The 21,961-nt window shown below is 63.5% G+C and carries 20 protein-coding genes; 4 read left to right on the forward strand and 16 right to left on the reverse strand.

The genetic code is table 11. The features are described from left to right. The 10 genes from ugpE to pilM form a co-directional block, all read right to left on the reverse strand. Complete coding sequence (gene ugpE, locus NCT05_RS15310) at positions 1-846, reverse strand: sn-glycerol-3-phosphate ABC transporter permease UgpE (RefSeq protein WP_008344090.1); 846 nt, start codon at positions 844-846, stop codon at positions 1-3. Beyond that, positions 843-1,727, reverse strand: a complete 885-nt coding sequence (ugpA, locus tag NCT05_RS15315) for a sn-glycerol-3-phosphate ABC transporter permease UgpA (protein WP_008344088.1) — start codon at positions 1,725-1,727, stop codon at positions 843-845. Before ugpA ends, ugpE begins: the two co-directional genes overlap by 4 nt. Positions 1,728-1,776: 49 nt before the next feature. Next, the gene (ugpB, locus tag NCT05_RS15320; RefSeq protein WP_034473119.1) at positions 1,777-3,102 is read right to left on the reverse strand and encodes a sn-glycerol-3-phosphate ABC transporter substrate-binding protein UgpB; all 1,326 of its coding nucleotides are present in this window, start codon (positions 3,100-3,102) and stop codon (positions 1,777-1,779) included. A 29-nt stretch (positions 3,103-3,131) separates the two neighbouring features. Beyond that, positions 3,132-4,352: a deoxyguanosinetriphosphate triphosphohydrolase gene (locus tag NCT05_RS15325; RefSeq protein ID WP_250435266.1), complete on the reverse strand. Its 1,221-nt coding sequence runs from the start codon at positions 4,350-4,352 to the stop codon at positions 3,132-3,134. Positions 4,353-4,396: 44 nt separating this feature from the next. Further along, entirely contained in the window at positions 4,397-5,473 is a 1,077-nt protein-coding gene (gene aroB, locus NCT05_RS15330) for a 3-dehydroquinate synthase (protein WP_250502673.1), read from the reverse strand. A gap of 16 nt (positions 5,474-5,489) precedes the next feature. After that, positions 5,490-6,035 carry a shikimate kinase gene (locus NCT05_RS15335; RefSeq protein WP_008344080.1) on the reverse strand — a complete coding sequence of 182 codons (546 nt, stop codon included), beginning with the start codon at positions 6,033-6,035 and terminating at the stop codon, positions 5,490-5,492. Positions 6,036-6,128: 93 nt separating this feature from the next. Next, a complete protein-coding gene (locus tag NCT05_RS15340; RefSeq protein WP_250502666.1) occupies positions 6,129-7,586 on the reverse strand; it encodes a type IV pilus secretin PilQ in 1,458 nt (485 codons plus the stop codon). Positions 7,587-7,639: 53 nt separating this feature from the next. Beyond that, positions 7,640-8,509 (reverse strand): type IV pilus inner membrane component PilO, encoded by an 870-nt coding sequence (locus NCT05_RS15345; protein WP_250502667.1) that lies wholly within the window; start codon positions 8,507-8,509, stop codon positions 7,640-7,642. Next, on the reverse strand, positions 8,506-9,186 hold the full coding sequence (locus tag NCT05_RS15350) for a PilN family protein (RefSeq protein ID WP_250440242.1): 681 nt from the start codon (positions 9,184-9,186) through the stop codon (positions 8,506-8,508). The genes NCT05_RS15345 and NCT05_RS15350 overlap by 4 nt, the downstream gene beginning before the upstream one ends. Further along, entirely contained in the window at positions 9,183-10,184 is a 1,002-nt protein-coding gene (gene pilM / locus NCT05_RS15355) for a type IV pilus biogenesis protein PilM (RefSeq protein ID WP_175983049.1), read from the reverse strand. The genes NCT05_RS15350 and pilM overlap by 4 nt, the downstream gene beginning before the upstream one ends. A gap of 262 nt (positions 10,185-10,446) precedes the next feature. Here pilM and NCT05_RS15360 point away from each other — a divergent pair, with 262 nt between their 5' ends. After that, positions 10,447-12,855 (forward strand): penicillin-binding protein 1A, encoded by a 2,409-nt coding sequence (locus NCT05_RS15360; RefSeq protein ID WP_250502668.1) that lies wholly within the window; start codon positions 10,447-10,449, stop codon positions 12,853-12,855. Between the two features lie 63 nt (positions 12,856-12,918). Here the strand turns inward: NCT05_RS15360 and cyaY are convergent, their stop codons facing one another. Beyond that, the gene (gene cyaY, locus NCT05_RS15365; protein ID WP_008344070.1) at positions 12,919-13,236 is read right to left on the reverse strand and encodes an iron donor protein CyaY; all 318 of its coding nucleotides are present in this window, start codon (positions 13,234-13,236) and stop codon (positions 12,919-12,921) included. A gap of 35 nt (positions 13,237-13,271) precedes the next feature. Here cyaY and lptM point away from each other — a divergent pair, with 35 nt between their 5' ends. Then, complete coding sequence (gene lptM / locus NCT05_RS15370; RefSeq protein WP_008344068.1) at positions 13,272-13,553, forward strand: LPS translocon maturation chaperone LptM; 282 nt, start codon at positions 13,272-13,274, stop codon at positions 13,551-13,553. Positions 13,554-13,597: 44 nt separating this feature from the next. Beyond that, positions 13,598-14,860, forward strand: a complete 1,263-nt coding sequence (gene lysA / locus NCT05_RS15375) for a diaminopimelate decarboxylase (RefSeq protein WP_008344066.1) — start codon at positions 13,598-13,600, stop codon at positions 14,858-14,860. 50 nt (positions 14,861-14,910) lie between these two features. On the opposite strand, the gene msrQ is transcribed toward lysA, so the two are convergent. The 5 genes from msrQ to NCT05_RS15400 form a co-directional block, all read right to left on the reverse strand. Continuing rightward, a complete protein-coding gene (gene msrQ / locus NCT05_RS15380; RefSeq protein ID WP_250502669.1) occupies positions 14,911-15,549 on the reverse strand; it encodes a protein-methionine-sulfoxide reductase heme-binding subunit MsrQ in 639 nt (212 codons plus the stop codon). 3 nt (positions 15,550-15,552) lie between these two features. Beyond that, positions 15,553-16,542 (reverse strand): protein-methionine-sulfoxide reductase catalytic subunit MsrP, encoded by a 990-nt coding sequence (gene msrP, locus NCT05_RS15385; RefSeq protein ID WP_175983045.1) that lies wholly within the window; start codon positions 16,540-16,542, stop codon positions 15,553-15,555. A gap of 132 nt (positions 16,543-16,674) precedes the next feature. Then, positions 16,675-17,877: a c-type cytochrome biogenesis protein CcsB gene (gene ccsB, locus NCT05_RS15390; RefSeq protein WP_008344060.1), complete on the reverse strand. Its 1,203-nt coding sequence runs from the start codon at positions 17,875-17,877 to the stop codon at positions 16,675-16,677. A gap of 4 nt (positions 17,878-17,881) precedes the next feature. Then, complete coding sequence (locus NCT05_RS15395) at positions 17,882-20,113, reverse strand: cytochrome c biogenesis protein ResB (protein WP_250440244.1); 2,232 nt, start codon at positions 20,111-20,113, stop codon at positions 17,882-17,884. Positions 20,114-20,289: 176 nt separating this feature from the next. Continuing rightward, positions 20,290-20,964 (reverse strand): c-type cytochrome, encoded by a 675-nt coding sequence (locus NCT05_RS15400; RefSeq protein ID WP_175983043.1) that lies wholly within the window; start codon positions 20,962-20,964, stop codon positions 20,290-20,292. Between the two features lie 302 nt (positions 20,965-21,266). Between NCT05_RS15400 and yihA the strand changes: the two genes are divergently transcribed. Then, complete coding sequence (gene yihA / locus NCT05_RS15405) at positions 21,267-21,929, forward strand: ribosome biogenesis GTP-binding protein YihA/YsxC (RefSeq protein WP_008344055.1); 663 nt, start codon at positions 21,267-21,269, stop codon at positions 21,927-21,929. The last annotated feature ends 32 nt before the right edge of the window (positions 21,930-21,961 follow it).

A 21,961-nucleotide genomic window follows, 5' to 3' on the forward strand; every position in this document is an offset into this window, starting at 1 on the left:
TTATTTCTCGGAATCGACGAGTCCGCGCACGAACCAGCGCTGCATCGTCAGGACGACCGCGAGCGGCGGCAGCATCGCGAGCAGCGTCGCGGTCATCACGTAGTGCCATTCGGTCGCTGTGTCGCCGGACGCGATCATGCTCTTGATGCCGACCACCGCCGTCTGCAGCGACACTTCGTTGGTGATGAGAATCGGCCAGAGATATTGATTCCAGCCGTAGATGAACGTGATGACGAAAAGCGCCGCGATGTTGGTCTTCGAAAGCGGCAGCACAACGTCCCAGAAGAAACGCAGCGGCCCCGCGCCGTCGATGCGCGCCGCTTCCATCAGTTCGTCGGGCAGCGTCATGAAGAACTGCCGGAAGAGGAACGTAGCCGTTGCGGAGGCGATCAGCGGCAGCGTCAATCCCGCATACGTGTTCGACAGATGCATCGACGAAACGACTTGCACCGTCGGGAAGATACGCACTTCGACGGGAAGCATCAGCGTGATGAAGATGAGCCAGAACGCGAGGTTCTTCAGCGGAAAGCGGAAGAAGACGATTGCATAGGCGGACACGATCGACACCGCGATCTTGCCGATGGAGATGACCAGCGCCATCACGAGACTGTTCGCCAGCATGCGTCCGAAGGGAGCGGCCGCGTTGCCGCTGCCGTGCGCCCAGATATACGCGATGTTCTCGAACAGATGGGTGCTCGGCACGAGCGAGAGCGGCACGCTGAACACTTCCTTCGAATTCATCGTGGCCGCGCAGAACGCGACGTACACAGGAAACACGATCAGCGCGACGCCGAGCAACAGCACCGCGTGACAGAAGATATCGAAGCCGCGACGGTTTTCGATCATGAGTATTGCACCCTGCGTTCGACGAAGCGGAACTGGACCACGGTGAGCACGACGACGATCACCATCAGCACGACCGACTGCGCGCCCGAACTGCCGATGTCGAGTCCCTGGAAGCCTTCCGCGAAGATCTTGTAGATGAGCGTCTTGGTCGATTGCGCGGGACCGCCGCCGGTCGCGGCGTCGATGACGGGGAACGTATCGAAGAACGCGTAGACGAGATTCACGACGAGCAGAAAGAACGACGTCGGCGACAGGAGCGGCAGCGCGATGCCGAAGAAGCGGCGCACCGGACCGGCCCCGTCGATGGCGGCGGCTTCGATCAGCGATTTCGGGATCGCCTGAAGACCCGCATAGAAGAACAGGAAGTTGTAGCTGACCTGCTTCCACACCGACGCGAGCACGACGAGGAACATGGCCTGCGTGCCGTTCAACGCGTGATTCCAGATGACGCCCTGCTTCGCCAGCGCATACGTCACGAGCCCGATGCTCGGATTGAACAGGAACGACCACAGCACGGCGGCGATCGCGGGCGCGACCGCATACGGCCAGATGAGCAGCGTCTGATACGCCTTCGCGCCGCGCGTCACGCGATCGGCGCACGCGGCGAGCAGAAGCGAGATCACGAGGCCCGACACGGTGACGAGCGCGCAGAAGATCATCGTCGTGTTGAACGACGACAGGTAGAGCGGATCGGCGAACAGTTGTTTGAAGTTCTGCAGGCCGACGAACTCGCTCGACGTGCCGAACGCATCCTGGCTTTGCGTGGCCTGCCAGAGGGCTTCGCCCGCGGGCCAGAGAAAGAACAGCGCGGTGATCGCGAGTTGTGGCGCGACGAGCAGATACGGCAAGACGCTCGTATCGAAACGAGAGCGCTTTTCCATGCTTTGATTTCCCGGAAGCGCCCGCGCTTCTACACGCGGGCGCGTGACCTTAATTGCCCGCCTTCTCGAAGCGGCGCAGCAGTTCGTCGCCGCGTTGCACCGACGCGTCCAGCGCCTGTTGCGGCGTCTTCTTCTCGGCCCAAACTTGCTCGAGCTCTTCGTCGACGATCGTGCGGATCTGAGGCATGTTGCCGAGGCGCAGGCCCTTCGTGTACGCGAGCGGCGGCTTGTTCAGCATCTGCTTGATCGCGATGTCCGCGCCGGGATTCTTGTCGTAGAAGCCCTGCTTTTGCGTGAGCTCGTACGCGGCCTGCGTGACCGGCAGATAGCCCGTGTCCTGATGCCACTTCGCCGCCACTTCCGGCGTCGCGAGATACGCGAGGAACTTGGCGACGCCCTTATAGACGGCCGGATCCTTGCCCGCCAGAACCCACAGACTCGCGCCGCCGATGATCGCGTTCTGCGGCGCGCCCTTCACATTCGCGTCGTACGGCATCATGCCGACGCCGTAATCGAACTTCGCGAATTTCGCGATGGTCGCGCGCGAACCCGACGAATTCGTGATGATCCCGCAATCGCCGCTATAGAACTTCGACACCGGCTCGTCCTTGCGGCCGACATACGTGAACGTGCCTTCCTTCGCCATGTTTTGCAGGAACTGGATGTGCGCGACCTGCAGCGGCTTGTTGAATTCGAGCTTCGCATCGAGGCCGTCGAAGCCGTTGTTCTTCGTCGCGAACGGCGCGGCGTGCCACGCGCTGTAGTTCTCGAGCTGAATCCAGCTCTGCCAGCCCGACGAATATCCGCACGAATAGCCCGCGGCCTTCAGCTTCTTCGCGTCGGCTTCGACATCGGCCCAGGTTTTCGGCGGCTGGTTCGGATCGAGGCCGGCCTTCTTGAACGCGTCCTTGTTGTAGTAGAGAACGGGCGTCGAGCTGTTGAACGGCATCGAGATGAGATGGCCGGTCTTCGCGTCGCTGTAGTAACCGGCGATGGTCGGCACGAACGCCTTTTCGTCGAGCGGCACGCCGGCCTGCTTGAACACGTCGGAGACCGGGATGACGGCCTTTTTCGCCTGCATCATCGTCGCGGTGCCGACTTCGTAGACTTGCAGGATCGCGGGCGCATTGCCGCTGCGATACGCCGCGATGCCCGCTGCGAGCGCCTGGTCATACGTGCCCTTGAACACCGGGACGATCTTGTAATCGCTCTGAGACTTGTTGAAATCGTTGGCGATGTCGTTCACGCGCTCGCCGAGCGCGGCTTCCATCGCGTGCCAGAACTGGATTTCCGTCGCGGCGTGCGCGGCGGTGCTGACGCCGAACGTCAAGGCGGCAGCGGTCGTGACCAGGCGAAACAGGGGCTTGCGGACCATCGATGAGTCTCCGTATGAAACGTTATAAGTTAATTGTTATCGATGACAAACAGTCGTTGATATTCCTTCAATGCGTAACGGTCCGTCATTCCGGCGATGTAATGCGCGATGAGCCGCGCCTGCGAACTGTCGTGGCTCGACGAAGCCGCGTCGTTCGCCGATTCCTCCGTCACCGGTCCGCGCGCCTGATACGCGGGCGGCAAGAGACGCGGATCGTCGGAGAAGGCTTCGAAAAGGCCCGTCACGACGCGCTTCGCCTTGTTGGCCATACGCATCACGCGATAGTGCCGGTACAGGTTCTTGAACAGGAAACGCTTGAGTTGCGCCGCCTGTGCCGCGACTTCATCGCTGTGCGCGACGAGCGTGGGCGCGTTGCGCACGTCGTCGAGCGATTGCGGCGCGACGCGTTGGAGATTGCGGCTCGTCGCCTCGATCAGATCGACGATCAGCGTATTGATGATGCGGCGGATGGTTTCGTGAATGAGCCTGCGCCCTTCGATGTCCGGATACTCCGCGCGCGCCGCGTCGAAATGCGTGTGCCAGAGGCTCACTTCGGCAAGCTGCTCGAGCGTGATGAGGCCGGAGCGCAGGCCGTCGTCGACATCGTGATTGTTGTACGCGATTTCATCGGCGACATTGGCGATCTGCGCTTCGAGCGAAGGCTGCTTGCCCGTGAGAAAGCGCTCGCCGAGATCGCCGAGCTTGCGCGCGTTCTCGCGCGAGCAATGCTTGAGAATGCCTTCGCGCGTCTCGAAGCACAGGTTCAGGCCGTTGAACGCGCCGTAGTGCTCTTCGAGCTGATCGACCACCGCGAGGCTTTGCAGGTTGTGCTCGAAGCCGCCGTGATCGCGCATGCAGTCGTGCAGCGCGTCCTGTCCGGCGTGACCGAACGGCGTATGGCCGAGATCGTGCGCGAGCGAAATGGCTTCGACGAGATCCTCGTTCAGCCGCAGATTGCGCGCGACGGAACGCGCGATCTGCGCGACTTCGAGGCTGTGCGTGAGGCGCGTGCGAAACAGGTCGCCTTCGTGATTGACGAAGACCTGCGTCTTGTATTCGAGCCGCCGAAACGCGGTCGAATGCACGATGCGGTCGCGATCTCGCTGGAACTCGGTGCGCGCCGCCGGGGGCGCTTCGGCGAAACGCCGTCCGCGCGATTGCGACGCGTGCGCGGCGTACGCCGCGAGATGCGCTTCGAGCGCGAGCGTCGACGGCGCGCCCGGCAAAACTTGATGCTCTTCTTCGCTCACCGGCTGCTCCGCATCGTCATGGTTCTGGCCGCCGCTCGCGCGGATCAGACGCTGGCTGCGAGCGTCGCGCGCACGGCCTGATCTGGCGCGCTCGTGATCTCGGTCGCGCCGAAGCGAGTCAGCAAAATGAATTTGATTTCACCGGCTTCGGCCTTTTTGTCGACCTTCATCAGATCGACGTAGCGGTCGTCGCCGAGCTTCGGCGCCGTGACCGGCAGCTTCGCCGCTTCGATCACGCGCACGAGACGCTGGCGCGCGGCTTCGTCGAGCCTGCCGAGGCGCACGGACAAATCCGCCGCCATCACCATGCCGCAACCGACCGCCTCGCCGTGCAGCCATTCGCCGTAGCCGAGACCGGCTTCGATCGCATGACCGAACGTATGGCCGAAATTGAGAATCGCGCGCTGCCCGCCCTCGCGCTCGTCGGATGCCACCACCGACGCCTTGATCTCGCACGAACGCTTCACCGCGTGCGCGAGGGCGTCGTCGTCGCGGCGATTCAGCGCGTCGATATTGCTTTCGATCCAGTCGAAGAATTCGGCGTCCGCGATGGCGGCCGTCTTGATGACTTCCGCGATGCCCGCCACCAGCTCGCGCTCCGGCAAGGTGTGCAGCGCGCCGATGTCCGCGATTACCGCTTGCGGCTGATAGAACGCGCCGATCATGTTCTTGCCGAGCGGATGATTGATGCCCGTCTTGCCGCCCACCGACGAATCCACTTGCGAGAGCAGCGTGGTCGGCACCTGGATGAACGGCACGCCGCGCATGTACGATGCGGCCGCGAAGCCCGTCATGTCGCCGACGACGCCGCCGCCTAGCGCGATCAGCGTCGTCTTGCGGTCGGCGCGCTCGGTCAAGAGCGCGTCGAAGATCGTGTTGAGCGTTTCCCAGTTCTTGTGCGCTTCGCCGTCCGGAAGCACGACGGTCGTGACTTTCTTGCCGAGCGGCGCGAGAGCCGCGCGCAACTGCTCGCCGTAGAGCGGATCGACGGTCGAGTTCGTGACGATCGCCACGGACGCGCCCTTGATGTGCGGAGCAAAGAGCTCGGTGCGGCCGATCAGCCCTGCACCGATATGAATGGGATAGGCGCGCTCGCCCAGTTCGACGTTGACGGTAATCATGGCGGACATGTGATCTTCAGGCCGGTTTGACGACGCCGGCGACCTCCAGTTGCATCAGGACCATATTGACGAGCGCGTTCACGGTCGGCCGTCCGGTTTCCACGACGAAATGCGCGCATTCGTGGTACAGCGGATCGCGCGCCTGAAAGAGCGCTTCGAGCTTGCCGCGCGGATCTTCGGTCTGCAGCAGCGGGCGATTCTTGTCGCGCCGTGTGCGCTGCCAGAGATCGTGCGGATTGGCGCGCAGATAGATGACGATGCCGCGATTCTTCAGATGTTCGCGATTGTCGGGGCGTAGCACCGCGCCGCCGCCCGTCGCGAGCACGATGCCATCGCGCTGCGACAGCTCGTCGATGACGTTCGCCTCGCGCTGGCGGAAACCCGCTTCGCCCTCGAGTTCCCAGATCACCGGGATGCGGGCGCCCGTGCGCGCCTCGATCTCATGATCCGAATCGATGAAGGAGCGCTGCAGACGGCGCGCAACCGCACGTCCCACGGTGGTTTTACCCGCCCCCATGAGTCCGACGAAAAAAATGTTCGCGTTCGCGTGCCCTTCCTGCAACTCGGTTTCCTTCCAGTTCGATGCAATTTGTTCGTGCGGCAGCTTAAGGGCAAACCGCCCGCTTTGTCGAGTTTCGCGGCCCTCGTGACGGGCCTAGCCGCTCGACGCGATCACATGCGGCGTAATCAAAATGACGAGCTCGCTCTTCGAGCTGCGCCGCGCGTCGTTGCGAAACAGCCAGCCGATCAGCGGCAATTTCGACAGTCCCGGCACGCCGGTCGTGTCTTCGTGTTCGTCATCGGAATAAATGCCGCCGATCGCCACGGTGCCGCCGTTTTCCACTTCCACGCGCGTCTGGATATGCTTGGTGTGGATTGCCGGCCCGTTCGCCGTCTGCTCGCCGACACTGTCTTTCGTGATGTCGAGATCGAGAATGACGTGGCCATGCGGCGTGATCTGCGGCTCAACCTCCAGTTTGAGCGTTGCGCGCCGAAACTGCACGCCCGACATGCCATTGCCAACCTTCGCCTGGTACGGCACTTCCATGCCCTGCTCGACGATCGACTTCACGCGGTCCGCCGTCACGACGCGCGGCCGCGAAACGATTTGTCCGCGCCCTTGCGCCTCCAGCGCGCTCAGTTGCACGTTGAGCAGCCGGGTGGCCTGCGCGACGAACAACGTGAGCCCGGCCGTCGCCGCGTCGAAACCGTTGATCGGCCCCGCCGACAAATCGTATACCACACCGTCCGCGCCGCCCGCGAACCCGGTCGCCGGATCGTTCTGCGCCGCGATGCCCAGCTTGACGCCGAGATTGCGCGACAGTCCCGCCTCGCCCTCGACGATCTTCGCCTCGATCATCACCTGCGGCGTCGGCTTGTCGATCAGCGCGACGAGTTCGGCGATCTGCCGCACGCGAGCGTCGAGATCGGTGATGAAGAGCAGATTCGTGCGCGCATCGGAGATGGCGGAACCGCGCTTCGACAGCACGCGCTGGCTGCCCGAGCCGGACAGCATCTTGCGCAGCTCTTCCGCGCGCGAATAGCGCAGCACGAACGTACGGCTCGCGAGCGGCTCGAGGTCCGCGGCGCGCGCGTGGGCCTCGAACCGCAGCTTCTCGCGCGCCGCCAGTTCCGCGAGCGGCGCGACCCAAATGACATTGCCGTGCCGCTCCATCGCGAGTCCGTGGACTTCGAGGAACGTGTCGAACGCGCGCCGCCACGGCACGGCGACGAGATTCATCGACACTTGTCCGCGCACCTTTTCGCTCGCGACGATGTTCAGGCCGGTGAAGCGCGCGAATGCGTGCAGCGCGGCGCTCAAGTCGGCGTTTTTCAGATCGAGCGTGATCGGCTTGCCGTCGTCGTCGTCGCTCTGCGATGCGTCGCTCAGACGCTCGAGTTTCGGCAAAGGCACGGGCGGGCCTTCCAGCGCCTCTGCCGTTTCTGTCTTCTCCGTTTCCGCCTGCTCCGCCGCGGGCTTCGCGGGCTGCGCGTCGGACGTCGCGACGATAGGCGGGTCGACAGCCTGCGCGTCGAACGATGCGGGCAGCGGCGGAAGCGGCGGGACGATCGCATCGGCGCTATCGGCGGCAAACGCCGTGTGCGCAGACATCGACAGCGCAGCCGCCATTCCGATGAATCTGCCTGAAAGCTTCGCGAACCGGCTCACGTGCGATCCTCCGCGAAAGTCAGCTTGCGCGACATGCCGTCTTCTCGGGCGAGTTCGATTGCGCGCGGCACGACGCGCCCGAGCCGTTCGTCGCCGATTTTCTGCCCCGGCGCGAAGCTGTCGACGTCGCGGCCGCTTTGCAAAAGCGCCATCGCGCGACGCCGTGCGACGAACGTGCCCACCAGCAGCATGTCGCTTCCCTGCGCGGCGGCGTCCGCGCTGCCGAACGGATCGATGACGAACGCGTTGGCGCGCGACACTGCGGCGGGCGCGACCGCCGGCAACGTTTCGAAGATGCGCAATGTCGCTTCTATGGCGAGCGCGTTCGCCTGCCGCTTGATCTGCACGTTCTCGGGAACGACGAGTCGCGGCAGGCCGGCGAGCGCATCGAGAAAGCGCCGTAGCTCCGCGAAGCTGCCGTCCGCGCGCAGCTTGAGCGCGCGCTCAGGAAACGGCTCGCGCTGCTTCGGCTCCCCGCCCTTGACGGCGACAGGCTCGATGTCCGCGACGCGCACGCCGCTCTGGGCGGCCAGATCCGCGACCGCGCGCAACGCGTCGGCGGCGCTCCAGTGCTCCGGATCGAGGCGCCCCGACGACGCGCGCGCTCGCAAGCCGGACAGTTCGTCGGCAATGCGCGCCGCGTCCTGCGCCTTCGCTTGTGCCGCGGCCAACGCGACGCGGCTTTCATCGAGCCGGCTCGCGTCCGACATGCGCCACGCGCGCAGGCCGAACGCAAACACGACGACACTCAACGCGAGCGCGACACACGCGGTCCGTCGCCACGACCAGTCGTCGAGCGGTTGCAGGATGGAGAGCGCGCCGCGCGAGCGCGTCTTCATGGCGATGTTCATCGGAATCGTGCTCATGGGCGTTCCCCCTGCGTTGCCGCCAAAACCGGACGTGCCTGACGCGACGCCGTTTCATCGCGCGAATGATCCGGCGCATAGCGCACCAGCGCGACGAACTCGAATCGCGCGGCGTGCTCGTCGGAGGCCGTCGATGCAGCGCGCCTGGCAGGCTGCGTCGACGGAATTCCGTTCGCGCGCCGTTTCATTTCGATCACTTCCACCGCCTGCACGCCGCGCAGGCGCTCCAGCCGCTTGAGCCATTGCGACGCTGCCTGCGAATCGGGTGCGAGCGCCGCCAGCTCGACCTCATTCGTTCGCTGCGACACGCGTTGAAGCGCGACGCCGCGTTGAAGAGGCGAGTCGGCGAGCGCTTCGAGCAGCGCGAGGAAACGCTCGCGCGGCAACGCCAACGGCTGCGCGGCCTCACGCGCGCGCCGCCGTTCGCTTTCTGCGCGCACGAGCCGTGCGTGTTCGTCGATCTGCGCGCTCGAAGCACGCAGCGACGTCTCCAGCGCGACACGCCGTTCATCCAGTCGCGCGCGCTCGAACAAGTCGCGGCCAGCGACGGCGCCAACGGCCGCGCAGCCCGCGAGCGTCACCGCGCCGATCAGCGCGAGCCGCTGCCGCCGTAGCTCGCGTCGCTTTCGCGCGCGATAAGGCAACAGATTGAATCCGTCGAACATGGCAGCGTTCATTGCATCACCTCGCGCAACGCCAGGCCTACCGCAACCGCGAAACGCGGCGAATGCTTGTGCACCGTCTGAATCTCGGCCACCCCGTTGCAATACGGCGCGGCTTCGAACGGCAATGCCGCGCAGCCGAAAGTCTTGCCGAGCACGGGAAGCGGAAGGCCCGCGTGCGCCATCAACTCGATCTGCCCGCCGACGTAGATGCAATCGAGCGGCGCGTGTTCGCCAGCGAGTTCGTGCAACGCGTCCGAAATGCTCCGATGCTCGGGCGCGGGATACCGGACTTCGTTTTCGACGCCGCGCGAGCCGACGAGCCAGCCGTGCAAGCCGCTGCTTTCCAGCCAGCAGACGAGATAGCGCGCGTCGGCGTCCAGTTCGACGGAACCTGCATGGCGCATCGCGCGTAATGCGGCGGCCGGCTCGCTGTCGATGGCCGATAGCGCGATGCCCGCCTCCGCCGCGGTCTCGACCCGCGCCTCGACGTGTCGCCGCGCCGTCGCCGCTATCGCGACCAGCGCGTCGCCGTCTTCCCGCGTCTGCACGGACCAGTCGACCGCCAGCGCGCCGCGTTCGATGCCCGCCGCGCGCTCGGCTTCGGCGAGTACGGCCGGCTCGAGCAAGCCGCGCGGATCGCCGCCGATCGGGGCTGCGAGCTGCTCGTGGGTGTCGATGAGTCGGGCGAGCGGAACTTGCGTCGTAAGCGTCGCCGACGACGGCAAGCCCATCGCGCAACGCAGCGCACGCCAAGCGCCGCTTTCCGGCAGCCGCCCGAACGCCTCGCGCAACGCCGCGACGATAGGCGCGCGATCGACGAAATCGCCGCCGACCACCGCACCTGACGGCAGCGCCACCGACTCCAGATGCTCGACGCACACCGCCGCATTCGCCCTCAACCGCCTGCTCACGATGGCGAGGCGCACCGCGTCCTCGCTCACGTCGATGCCCGCCGCGTAGCGCCGCGTGACCGTCAGCATCGTGCCGCGCAGCATGTTTTCCTTGCTCATGACCGCTCCTTCCATTCGATCGCGCACCGAACCGTTCGGGCGCTTGATGTCGGAAGAATTGTCGCGAGCGCCGATCGCGGCGAACACTCGGCCGAATGGCCAACGCTCGCGTCGGAGGGATGCTTCCGCGCAGGATCGCGCGTATCTTGAAGACAACGGCAGACGCGTGTGCAGGCGCACACGGCGGCAGCGTGCGCCGTGTGCGTCAAGAAAAGTCCGAAACCCGGGCAGCTATAATCGCGTGACTGTTTTTGGTGGTGCTATGCAATCCTCTTCCCCGTCCAACCCGCCGTCCACGCCGCCCGAGAAGCCGAAAAAAGCCAAACGCCCATGGTGGGCGAGGCTCATGCTCGGATTGTTCGTCAGCGTTTTCGCGCTCGTCGTCTGCGCGGGTCTGGTGCTCGGCTACGCGCTCGTCGTTGCGATGCCGAACCTGCCGTCGCTCGAAGCGCTCACCGATTACAAGCCGAAGGTGCCGCTGCGCATCTACACGGCCGATCACGTTCTGATCGGCGAATTCGGCGAAGAGCGCCGCAGTGTCGTGCGCATTCAGGACGTGCCCGATCATCTGAAAAAAGCCGTGCTCGCCATCGAAGACGCGCGCTTTTACGATCACGGCGGCGTCGATCTCACCGGCATTCTGCGCGCGGGCTCGGTCGCCCTGACCAACGGCCACGCGTCGCAAGGCGCGAGCACGATCACGATGCAGGTCGCGCGCAATTTCTTCCTGTCGAGCGAGAAGACCTACACGCGCAAGATTTATGAAATGCTGCTCGCGTACAAGATCGAGCGCGCGTTGACGAAGGATCAGATTCTGGAGGTCTATATGAATCAGATCTATCTCGGGCAGCGCGCGTATGGTTTCGCGAGCGCGGCGCGGGTCTATTTCGGCAAGGATCTGAAGGACGTCTCGCTCGCCGAGGCGGCGATGCTCGCGGGTCTGCCGAAAGCGCCCTCGGCGTACAACCCGGTCGTCAATCCGAAGCGCGCGAAGGTGCGGCAGGAGTACATCCTGCAACGCATGCGCGAGCTGAACTTCATCACGCAGGCTGAGTACGAGCAGGCCGTGCAGCAGCCGCTCGTCGTGAAGGGACAGGGCCGCGAATTCAGCGTGCACGCCGAGTACGTCGCGGAAATGGTGCGTCAGATGCTGTACGCGCAATACCGCGAAGAAGCGTACACGCGCGGCCTGAATGTCGTGACGACGATCGATTCCGCCGACCAGGACGCCGCGTATCGCGCGGTGCGCAAGGGCCTGATGGATTACGAGCACCGGCACGGCTATCGCGGGCCGGAAGGTTACATCGATCTGCCGGCGAACGCGGATGACCGCGAGCAGGCCATCGACGATGCGCTCGCCGAGCATCCCGACAACGGCGAGATCGTCGCGGCGGTCGTGACGTCGGCGAGTCCGAAGGAAGTGAAGGCGAGCTTCATCGACGGCAACACGGCAACCATCAGCGGCAACGATCTGCGTTTCGTGCAGTTCGCGCTCTCGTCGCGCGCGCAGCCGAACTCGCGCATTCGTCCGGGCGCGATCGTGCGTCTCATGAAGGACGACGACGGCGACTGGATCATCACGCAATTGCCGCAAGTCGAAGGCGCGCTCGTGTCGATGGTGCCGCAGGACGGCGCGATCCGTGCGCTCGTCGGCGGCTTCGACTTCAACAAGAACAAGTTCAATCACGTCACGCAGGCATGGCGCCAGCCGGGATCGAGCTTCAAGCCGTTCATCTATTCGGCATCGCTCGAAAAGGGTCTCTCGCCCGCGACGATCATCAACGACGGACCGCTTTTCTTCAGCGCCGCCGAGACGGGCGGCCAGGCGTGGGAGCCGAAGAACTACGGCGGCGGCTTCGACGGCCCGATGACCATGCGCTCCGCGTTGCAGCGCTCGAAGAACATGGTGTCGATCCGCATCCTGAGTCATATCGGCACGAAGTACGCGCAGCAGTACATCACGCGCTTCGGCTTCGATGCGGACCGTCATCCCGCTTATCTGCCGATGGCGCTCGGCGCCGGCCTCGTCACACCGCTGCAAATGGCAGCCGGTTACGCGGTGTTCGCGAACGGTGGATATCGTGTGAATCCGTATCTGATCGCCGATATCACCGATCCGTACGGGCGCGTCGTGTCGCATCCGCAGCCGCTCGTCGCGCAGCAAAGCGCGCCGCTCGCGATCACGCCGCGCAACGCTTTCGTGATGAACAGCCTGTTGCAGAGCGTCGCGCAGCACGGCACGGGCGCGAAGACGAATCAACTGAAGCGCGGCGATCTGGCCGGCAAGACGGGCACGACGAACGATTCGCGCGATGCGTGGTTCGCCGGTTATCAGCGCACGCTCGTGGCGATCGCGTGGATCGGCTATGACAATCCCCGCAGCCTCGGCGACAAGGAAACGGGCGGCGGTCTCGCGCTGCCGGTGTGGATGGATTACATGGGCCGCGCGCTGAAGGGCGTGCCCGAGTACAAGCCGATGATGCCGCCCGATATCACGTCGCTCGGCAACGAGCTGTACTACGACGACATGACGCCGGGCCGCGGCTTCGTCGCAACGATCGGTGTGAGCCAGGCGCCGCCGCAGGAAGGCGTGTCAGGCGTGACTGCGCCCGCGCCCGAGGTTGGCGAGCAGGAAAAACAGGACATCATGAATCTGTTCAAGGGGCAGTAACCCGGCCCCTGCGAAGCAAAGCGAGCGGACCGAAAGGCCGCTCGTTTTTTTTTACGCCTCGATTTATGCCTTGAAGCGGATCGGCTCGCCGGCCTGCTCGCTCGAATATTTGCTCAGCGTCGCGAAGAATTCGCTGTTGTCGCGCGTGTCGCGCCAGGCGCCGTCGACGTATTTGTAGTGGAATCCGCCCGCCTTCGCCGCGAGCCAGATTTCGTGCTTCGGCGGCTGCAAGTTGACGATCACCTTCGTGCGATTCTCGAATTCCAGCGTGAGCACATTGCCGCTGCGCTCGAATTCGATGTCCGCTTCGGCGTTGTCCACCGAGCGCTCGATGGCCGTCAGCGCGGCCTCCGCCAGCGTCAGGTATTCCTGGTCTGTCATGCTAAACTCCATCGATTAAACGTATAGGGACGGTCATGCGAGTCGTTTTCAAGATGAGCGCGATTGTAGCGGCTTTGAGCATCGGCGCCGCGGCAACGCTCTCGCTCGGCGGTTGTGGGCAACGCGGTCCGCTGTATCTGCCAAGAGTGCCGCCGCTGCCGCAACGTCCCAACGACCTCCAGAATACGCCGCCTTCGAACGTCGCTCCGGACAGCGAAACGGCATCGAGACAGCCGCTCTCGCTTTCGCCCGAGACCGATCTCAAAACCAGTCCCAATGGTGCATCGGCGCCGAAAGCCGCGTCGTCCGCTTACTGATCCTCGAGCCTTAACGCCTTCGTGGCGCACTTTCGATTCCACGCATGAGTGATTCCGCATTCCACTACGTCGACGGCGTGTTGCACGTCGAAGGCGTCTCAGCCGCGTCGCTCGCGGACCAGTTCGGCACGCCGCTCTACGTCTATTCGCGCGATGCCCTCACGCGCGCCTATCACGCTTACGCCGATGCCTGCGCCGGCCGCAAGGCAACGGTGCACGTCGCGGTGAAGGCGAACAGCAATCTCGCGGTGCTCAACGTGTTCGCGCGCATGGGCGCGGGCTTCGACATCGTGTCGTCGGGCGAGCTCGCGCGCGTGCTCGCGGCCGGCGGCAAGGCGGAGAACACGGTGTTTTCGGGCGTCGGCAAGACGGTGGCCGAAATGCGCGAGGCGCTCGAAGCGGGCGTCAAGTGCTTCAACGTCGAGTCGATTCCCGAGTTGCACGCGCTCAACGAAGTCGCGAAGTCGCTCGGCAAGAAAGCGCCGGTTTCGCTGCGCGTGAATCCCGACGTCGATGCAAAAACGCATCCGTACATCTCCACCGGCCTCAAGTCGAACAAGTTCGGCGTCGCGTTCAGCGATGCGCGCGCGACGTACGCGCAAGCGCATGCCATGCCGAATCTCGATGTCGTCGGCATCGATTGCCATATCGGCTCGCAGATCACCGAAATCAGCCCGTATCTCGACGCGCTCGACAAGCTGCTCGAACTCGTCGAGCAGATCGAAGCGGACGGCATGAGCATTCGTCACGTCGATGTCGGCGGCGGTCTCGGCATCACCTACGACGACGAAACGCCGCCCGATATCGGCGTGTTCGTGAAGACGCTGCTCGATCACATCGAGAAGCGCGGCCACGGTCAGCGCGAAGTGTATTTCGAGCCGGGGCGCTCGCTCGTCGGCAACGCGGGCGTGCTGCTGACGCGCGTCGAGTTCCTGAAGCCGGGCGAGGAAAAGAACTTCGCCATCGTCGATGCCGCGATGAACGACCTCGCGCGTCCCGCGATGTACGAGGCGTTTCATCGCATCGTGCCGGTCGTGAAGCGCGACGAGAAAGCGCATACATACGATGTCGTCGGTCCGGTATGCGAAAGCGGCGACTGGCTCGGACGCGATCGCGAGCTGTCCATCGCGCCCGGCGATCTGCTCGCGATCTGCTCGGCGGGCGCGTACGGCTTCGTGATGAGCTCGAACTACAACACGCGTCCGCGCGCCGCCGAAATCATGGTCGATGGGGAACGCGCGCGGCTCGTGCGCGAGCGTGAGGAAGTGAAGCAGCTGTTCGCCGGCGAATCGATTCTGCCGGACTGAAGCGCCGCGCTTCGAACGAAAAAGCGATGCCCTGACGAGCATCGCTTTTTTCATGCGCGTCGCGCTTTGAGCCAGGCGATCACGCGCCAGCCGAGCAGCACGATCACGATCGAGCCGTAGATCTTCGGCAGTTCGAGATCGTGTTTGCCCGCCTTCATCCACCAGAAATGCAGGATCGCGAGCGCGGCGATCAGATAGATCGCGCGATGCAAGGTCTGCCAGCGACGGCCGAGCTTGCGCACCATCGCTTTCGGCGATGTGACCGCGAGCGGAATCAGCAGCACGAACGCCGCGAAACCGACCGTGATGAACGGCCGCTTGCCGATGTCCTTCAGCATCGCGGCGACATCGAACCATTTGTCGAACCAGATGTACGTCGTGAAGTGCAGTGCGGCGAAGAAGAACGCGAAGAGACCGATCATCCGGCGAAAGCGCGCGAGCGCCGTCACGCCCGTCAGGCGGCGCACGGGCGTGATCGCGAGCGTGATGCACAGATATACGAGCGTCCAGAGGCCGGTCGAGCGCGTGATGAATTCGATCGGATTCGCGCCCAGGCCGCCCGTCGCGCCGAGCAGCACGAGACGTGCGAGCGGAAACAGCATCGCGACGAACACGACGATCTTGACCGGAACGATCCATCGCGGTCCCGTCGCGACGCGCGCGCTTTTGATCTGGGAAGCGGACGACATCGTTCAGAAGTTCTTCTTCAGATCCATGCCGGCATACATCGACGCGACCTGATCGCCGTAGCCGTTGAACATGAGCGTCTTGCGTTTCGGCTGAAAGAAACCGTCCTCGCCGATGCGCCGCTCGGTCGCCTGACTCCAGCGCGGATGATCGACATTCGGATTCACGTTCGAAAAGAAGCCGTATTCGCTCGGCGCGTAGAGATTCCAGCTCGTTGGCGGCTGCTTCTCGACAAAGCGGATTTTCACCAGCGATTTCGCGCTCTTGAAACCGTACTTCCACGGCACGACGACACGCACCGGCGCGCCGTTCTGATTCGGCAGCACTTCGCCGTACAAGCCGACGGTCAGCAGCGTGAGCGGATTCATCGCCTCGTCCATGCGCAGACCTTCGGAATACGGCCATTCGAGGATCGGCGTCGAAAGTCCCGGCATCTGCGACGGATCGGCCAGCGTGATGAACTGCACGTACTTCGCGTTGCCCGTCGGCTCGGCGCGCTTGATGAGCTCCGACAACGACACGCCGATCCACGGAATCACCATCGACCAGCCTTCGACGCAGCGCAGCCGGTACACGCGTTCCTCGAGCGGCGCGAGCTTGAGAATGTCGTCGATGTCGTAGACCTTCGGATTCTTGATCGCGCCCTCGACGGACACTTTCCACGGCCGCGGACGCAGCGTGCCGGCGTGGGCGGCGGGATCGTCCTTGTCGGTGCCGAACTCGTAGAAGTTGTTGTAGCTCGTGATGTCCTTGAACGGCGTCGGCTTGTCGAGCGCGACGAACTTCGGGTTGGTCGTCGCGGCCAGCTTCTGGCCTTTGGCGTCGGGCGATGTCAGCGTCGCGTGGGCGAGGCCGCTCGCGCCGGCGAGTCCTGTCGCGGCGAGCGCGCCGAGCGAACGAAGCGTGCGCCGGCGATTCTCGAACACGTCGCGCGGCGTGATTTCGTGACTCGCAATGTCATCGCCGTACAGATTACGGCCTTGTTTGATCCACATGAAGCGTGACTCCTTCCGTTCATTCTTGTACGGAGAAAACAGCAGATTGGATGCCAGTATTCCACCGCAAAACGAAAAAAAACCGCCAGCGCTCGTCACGCATGGCGGTCTTTTTCGATTCGACGCTGCCGATCAGAGCTTGCCGTAACTATGCAAGCCCGAAAGGAACATGTTGACGCCGAGGAACGCGAAGGTCGTGACGATCAGGCCCGTCAGCGCCCACCATGCGGCGGCGGCGCCGCGCAGGCCTTTCATCAGGCGCATGTGCAGCCACGCGGCGTAGTTCAGCCAGACGATCAGCGCCCAGGTTTCCTTCGGATCCCAGCTCCAGTAGCCGCCCCACGCTTCCGCCGCCCACAGCGCGCCGAGGATCGTCGCGATGGTGAAGAACGCGAAGCCGACGGCGATCGACTTGTACATCACGTCGTCGAGCACTTCGAGCGACGGAAGGCGGTCCGCCATGAAACCGCGCTGCTTCGCGAGATACGCGACGGAGACCATCGCCGATAGCGCGAAGCTGCCATAGCCGATGAAGTTCGCCGGAACGTGGATCTTCATCCACCAGCTTTGCAGCGCGGGGACGAGCGGCTGAATCTGCTGTGCATCGCGCGCGATCGAATACCACATCAGGAAACCGACCGCCGCGCTGATGACGAGCAGCACGAACGCGCCCATCGCGCGCGTCGAGTAATGCTGCTCGTAGTAGAGATAAAACAGCGACGTGATGAGGCAGAACAACACGAAGACTTCGTACAGATTCGAAATCGGAATATGGCCGACGTCCGAGCCGATCATGTAGGACTCGTACCAGCGCACCATCAGGCCGGTGAAGCCCATCAGCACCGCGACCCACGTCATGCGCGAGCCGATCGCGCCGCCCGTCTGCGAGCGCGTCGCAAGGCCGATCCAGTAGAAGAGCGTCGCGAGGATGAAGAGCGCGCTCATCCACAAGATCGCGGACTGGCTCGACAGGAAGTACTTGAGGAAGAAGTTCGTGTCGGCGCGAGCGAGGTCGTGCTGATAGAGCTGGATCGAGAAAAGCGACAACACCGCGATCAACGCGATCAGCAGGCGTACCGGTTTCCAGCGCCAGCCGAGCACGACGAACGTCGGTACGGCGCCGACCAGCACGGCCGTGTCGTACACGTCCATGTACGCGTGATAGCGGTTCAGCGCGAAACCCGCGCCCGCGACCATCGCGAGGGCGAAGAGCCAGTCGATCAGCGTGAGCCTGCGCAGGAACGGACGATCGTCGAACTCGGCGACATCGGGAAGCCCCGATGCCGGACGTTCCGTCTTGGCGGAGGCGTGGGAGGAAGTCTGTGTGAGGTCCATGATCTTACCGTGTTGAAACTTCCGAGCTCGGGGTCTCGGTTTGCGAATGCCGGTGCGCGTTTTGCGCCGGGGACGGATCGGCCGGTACTTCCGGCTTCACGCCGAGCGCCGCTGCGATCTGCGCGCGCGTACGCACGAACTCTTTCTCGAAATCGAACGTGCGGCGGGCGGTGGACATCGCCATCAGCACGCTCGCGCCGCCCTGGCCCGCATCTTTGAGCCAGAACCAGAGCCGGCGTTCGCGCACGTAAAACATCGCGAAAATGCCGACGACCAGCAGAAGGCTGCCAAGATACACCAGATTTTTACCCGGCGCGCGCGTCAACTGGAATACCGAAGCTTGCACCTGCCTGAAGTTGTCCAGTTGCAGAAAGACCGGCGAACCGTACAGAAAGCTGTCGGAAAGCGCGTTGATGGACGATTGCACGAACGCGGCGTTCTTATCGTCCACTTTAGCCGCGGGCTGGCCGTTTTGCTCTCGGGAAATCTGCCATACGTCCCACATCGCGCCTTCGAGCATCCTCATCAGCAGGCCGGCGGCTTTCTCCTGCTCGCCCTTCGGCACCGATTTGTCGATAAACATCGCGATGCTCTGGAAACCGCCAATCATCTGCGGATTCGTCGTCGCCTTGCCGGTTTCATCGGCGCCTGCGAAAAGATTCAGCACGCGGACGGCGCTTTCCTCCAGATGTTTCTGCAGTTCACCGTTTTCCTGCGGCACCGAACGCAACGCGAAACGATGCGCGGCTTCGGCGCGCGTCGCCGGCGTCGCGAGCGCGGCGCGCAGGTCCATCCACTGTTTGACGGTGCCCTGATCGTCGGCGGGAATGCGCAGATAGCGGAACGGATCGTTCGGGCTCAGGCGCATGCCCGCGAGGAACATACGCTGGCCGCTCACGTCCACGGGCACCATGTAGTTGCTGTATTCGCGCGCCTGGCCGTCCGTGCCGCGCACCTTGTATTGCACCGACGGGCCGATATTGCGCAGATCCGTCGGTCTCGACGTTTTGGCGCCTGAGCCGAGGCGCTCGTCGAATGCATCGCGCAGCGTTTCCTTCTTGCCGACGCCGCGCGCGTCGGGCGCGCCGCTGCCGTCGGTCATGTTCTCGACGTTGATCGCGCGGAAATCCGTGAACTCGACCGTCTCGCCCTGCGCGCCCGCGAACTGCGCGCCGATGGGCGCCGTGCCGCCGATCGTCCCGCTGAACGGCGCGGTCTTCGCGCTGCCGCCGGTCATCGGCCAGGCGGTCATTTCGAGTTTCGAGCCGCCGTCCTGAAAGCTCGATTGATAGATCGAAATGCCGTCATACGTGAACGGCTTGTTCACTTCGATGCGCGCCGGAATGCGCTTGCCTGTCTTGTGATCGATCACGACGATATCGCTCGCGAAGAGCTTCGGCATGCCGGTCGAGTAGTAATCGACGATGAACTTATTGAGCTGAATCGAGAACGGCAGGTCCTGAATGATCGAGCCGTCTTGCTGATTCAGTATCGCCGTGCCGACGAACTGCCCTTCGGGCACCCATGCGTAGCCGCGGAAAGTCGGATTCGACGTTGAAAGACGATGCTCGCGCGGAATGTCGTTGATGACGGCGTTGCTGTTGATCGGCGTCTTGTTGAACATCCACATCTGCAGCTTGATGGGCAGATTGCTGTCCAGCAGACCGCCGATACAGATCACGACGATCGCCAGATGCGCCGAGATATAGCCGATCTTGGTCATCGCGCCGCGCTTGGCGGTGATGAGCGTCGCGCCGTTGTCGGTCTCGCGCGTCTTGAAGCGGTAGCCCATCTTCGCGGACAGGCGTTCGAGCGTCGCGGCGGTCTGCGCGCGATCGGCCGTGACCGTGAACTCGCCCTTGTGATGGAACGCGCGCAGGCCGCCTTCGTGCACGCGATCCTTCCAGCTCTTGATGTCCGCGATCATCTTCGGGCTGTTTCGGATCACGCACAGCGACACCGAGATCACGAGGAAAATCAGGATCAGCATGAACCACCATGCGCTGTACACGGTGTAGATGCTCAAGCCACGGAAGATGTCCGCCCAGAACGGGCCGAATTGATTGACGTAGTTCGGATACGGATCGTCCTGCGTAAGCACCGTGCCGATGATGCTCGCGATCGCCAGAATGACCAGCAATGCGATGGCGAAGCGCATCGAACTGACGAGTTCGACGAAATGCCTGATGGCCCGACGGCTCGACTTCGACTGCAAACCCGATGTGGTGACGCTCATTCAAACTCCGGCTGGACAGCAAAAAAGGGTGGAGACGCTGGCGGTCTTTGTCGACCGACGTCCCACCCTTTTCTTGTTTTCGCGCCGGTCTTCTCGGATAGTCCGGGACCGGCTTCGTAGTATGGGCGATTCTCCGTCTCTGCATGGAGAACCGCTGGACGCTGACTGCTATGCGTTCAATGCAAACCGGCGATGTAGTCGGCGACCGCCTTCATCTCCGCTTCGTTCAGGCGCGAGGAAATCTGGTGCATCGGCTCGCTGTTGTTGCGTTGTCCCGATGCGAAGGCGTTCAACTGCGCCACTGTGTAATCGCCCCACTGCCACGACAGCCGCGGATACTGCACCGGAATGCCCATGCCCGTCGCGCCGTGGCACGCCGCACACGCCGGCACGCCCTTGTCCGCGATGCCGCCGCGGTAGATCTTCTGGCCCAACGCGACGTCGTTCTTGTCGCGCGCGTAATTGGGCTTTGCCTTCTGCGACGCGAAGTACGCCGCGACGTTCACCATGTCCTGATCCGATAGCGCGCCCGCGATGCCCGCCATGATCGGATTGTTGCGCGCCGGTGCCTTTGCACCCGGCTGCGTCTTGTAATCCTTCAACTGCTTGACGATGTACTCGGCGTGCTGCCCCGCGAGCCGCGGAAATGCCGCGCCGGCGCTGTTGCCGTCTGCCGCGTGACACGCCGCGCACACCTGAGTCGCGATAGCCTGGCCTCGCGTCACATCCGGCTTGGCCGGTTGCGCGGGCTCCGCCGCACTCACTGACATCGATACCGCCAGACCACTCAAACCTGCACCGAAAGCCGCCGCTGCCCGAATCACCACCAGAGACCTGTACAGTCGGTTCATTCGCGTACCCTGTTTTTCGTCTTGTGAGAATGTGAGGTTCTGCAAAAAAACGACGGCGACCGATCATCGCCGCAAGATACCCGAACTCGCTGAACGAAGAGGCCCAAAAGTATGCCTCTGAAAACTGTCTCGCTCCTTGTGGGTGCCGCCTGCGGCTTGGGTCTTGCGTGCCCGCTGATCTTTAAAAATCCGTCGTATTGTACAATAACCCGCTATACGCAAAGACGCCAGTCGGGGCATGCCCAGTATTTGCCGGGTTCTCAAGGCTTCGGTTTTCGCAGCGCTTTCGATTGGACCCGCCCATGTCATTCCTGCTTCATCAATCCCGCTTCTTCACGACCGTCAACCATCTGCGCGATCTGCCGCCGACGCCGCAACCCGAAATCGCTTTTGCGGGGCGCTCGAACGCCGGTAAATCGACGGCGATCAACATCCTCTGCAATCAGAAGCGGCTTGCTTTCGCGAGTAAAACGCCGGGGCGCACGCAGCACATCAATTACTTCTCCGTCGGTCCGGAAGCCGCGCCGGTCGGCTATCTCGTCGACCTTCCCGGATACGGTTACGCCGAAGTGCCGGGCGCCGCGAAGGAACATTGGCAGCGGCTGCTTTCGACGTACCTGCAAAGCCGCGCGCAACTGTGCGGCATGATCCTGATGATGGATTCGCGCCGGCCGCTCACCGACCTCGATCGCATCATGATCGACTGGTTCGCGCCGACCGGAAAACCGATTCACGCGCTGCTCACCAAATGCGACAAATTGACGCGACAGGAGATGACGAACGCTCTGCGTGCGACCAAGAAATCCTTCGCCGAATATAAAGACGCGGGCTATCGCGGCGAACTTACGGCGCAGCTCTTTTCGGCGCTCAAACGGACCGGCATCGACGAGGCTCACGAACAGATCGAAAGCTGGCTGATACCGGAAGAAGCCGGCGAAAACGCGTCAGAAGACGCAGCCGAGTGAGCGCGGCGCGTGCGCGCCGGCATAAAAAAACC

The organism is Caballeronia sp. AZ7_KS35 (genome assembly GCF_023631045.1).
Lineage (GTDB): Bacteria > Pseudomonadota > Gammaproteobacteria > Burkholderiales > Burkholderiaceae > Caballeronia > Caballeronia zhejiangensis.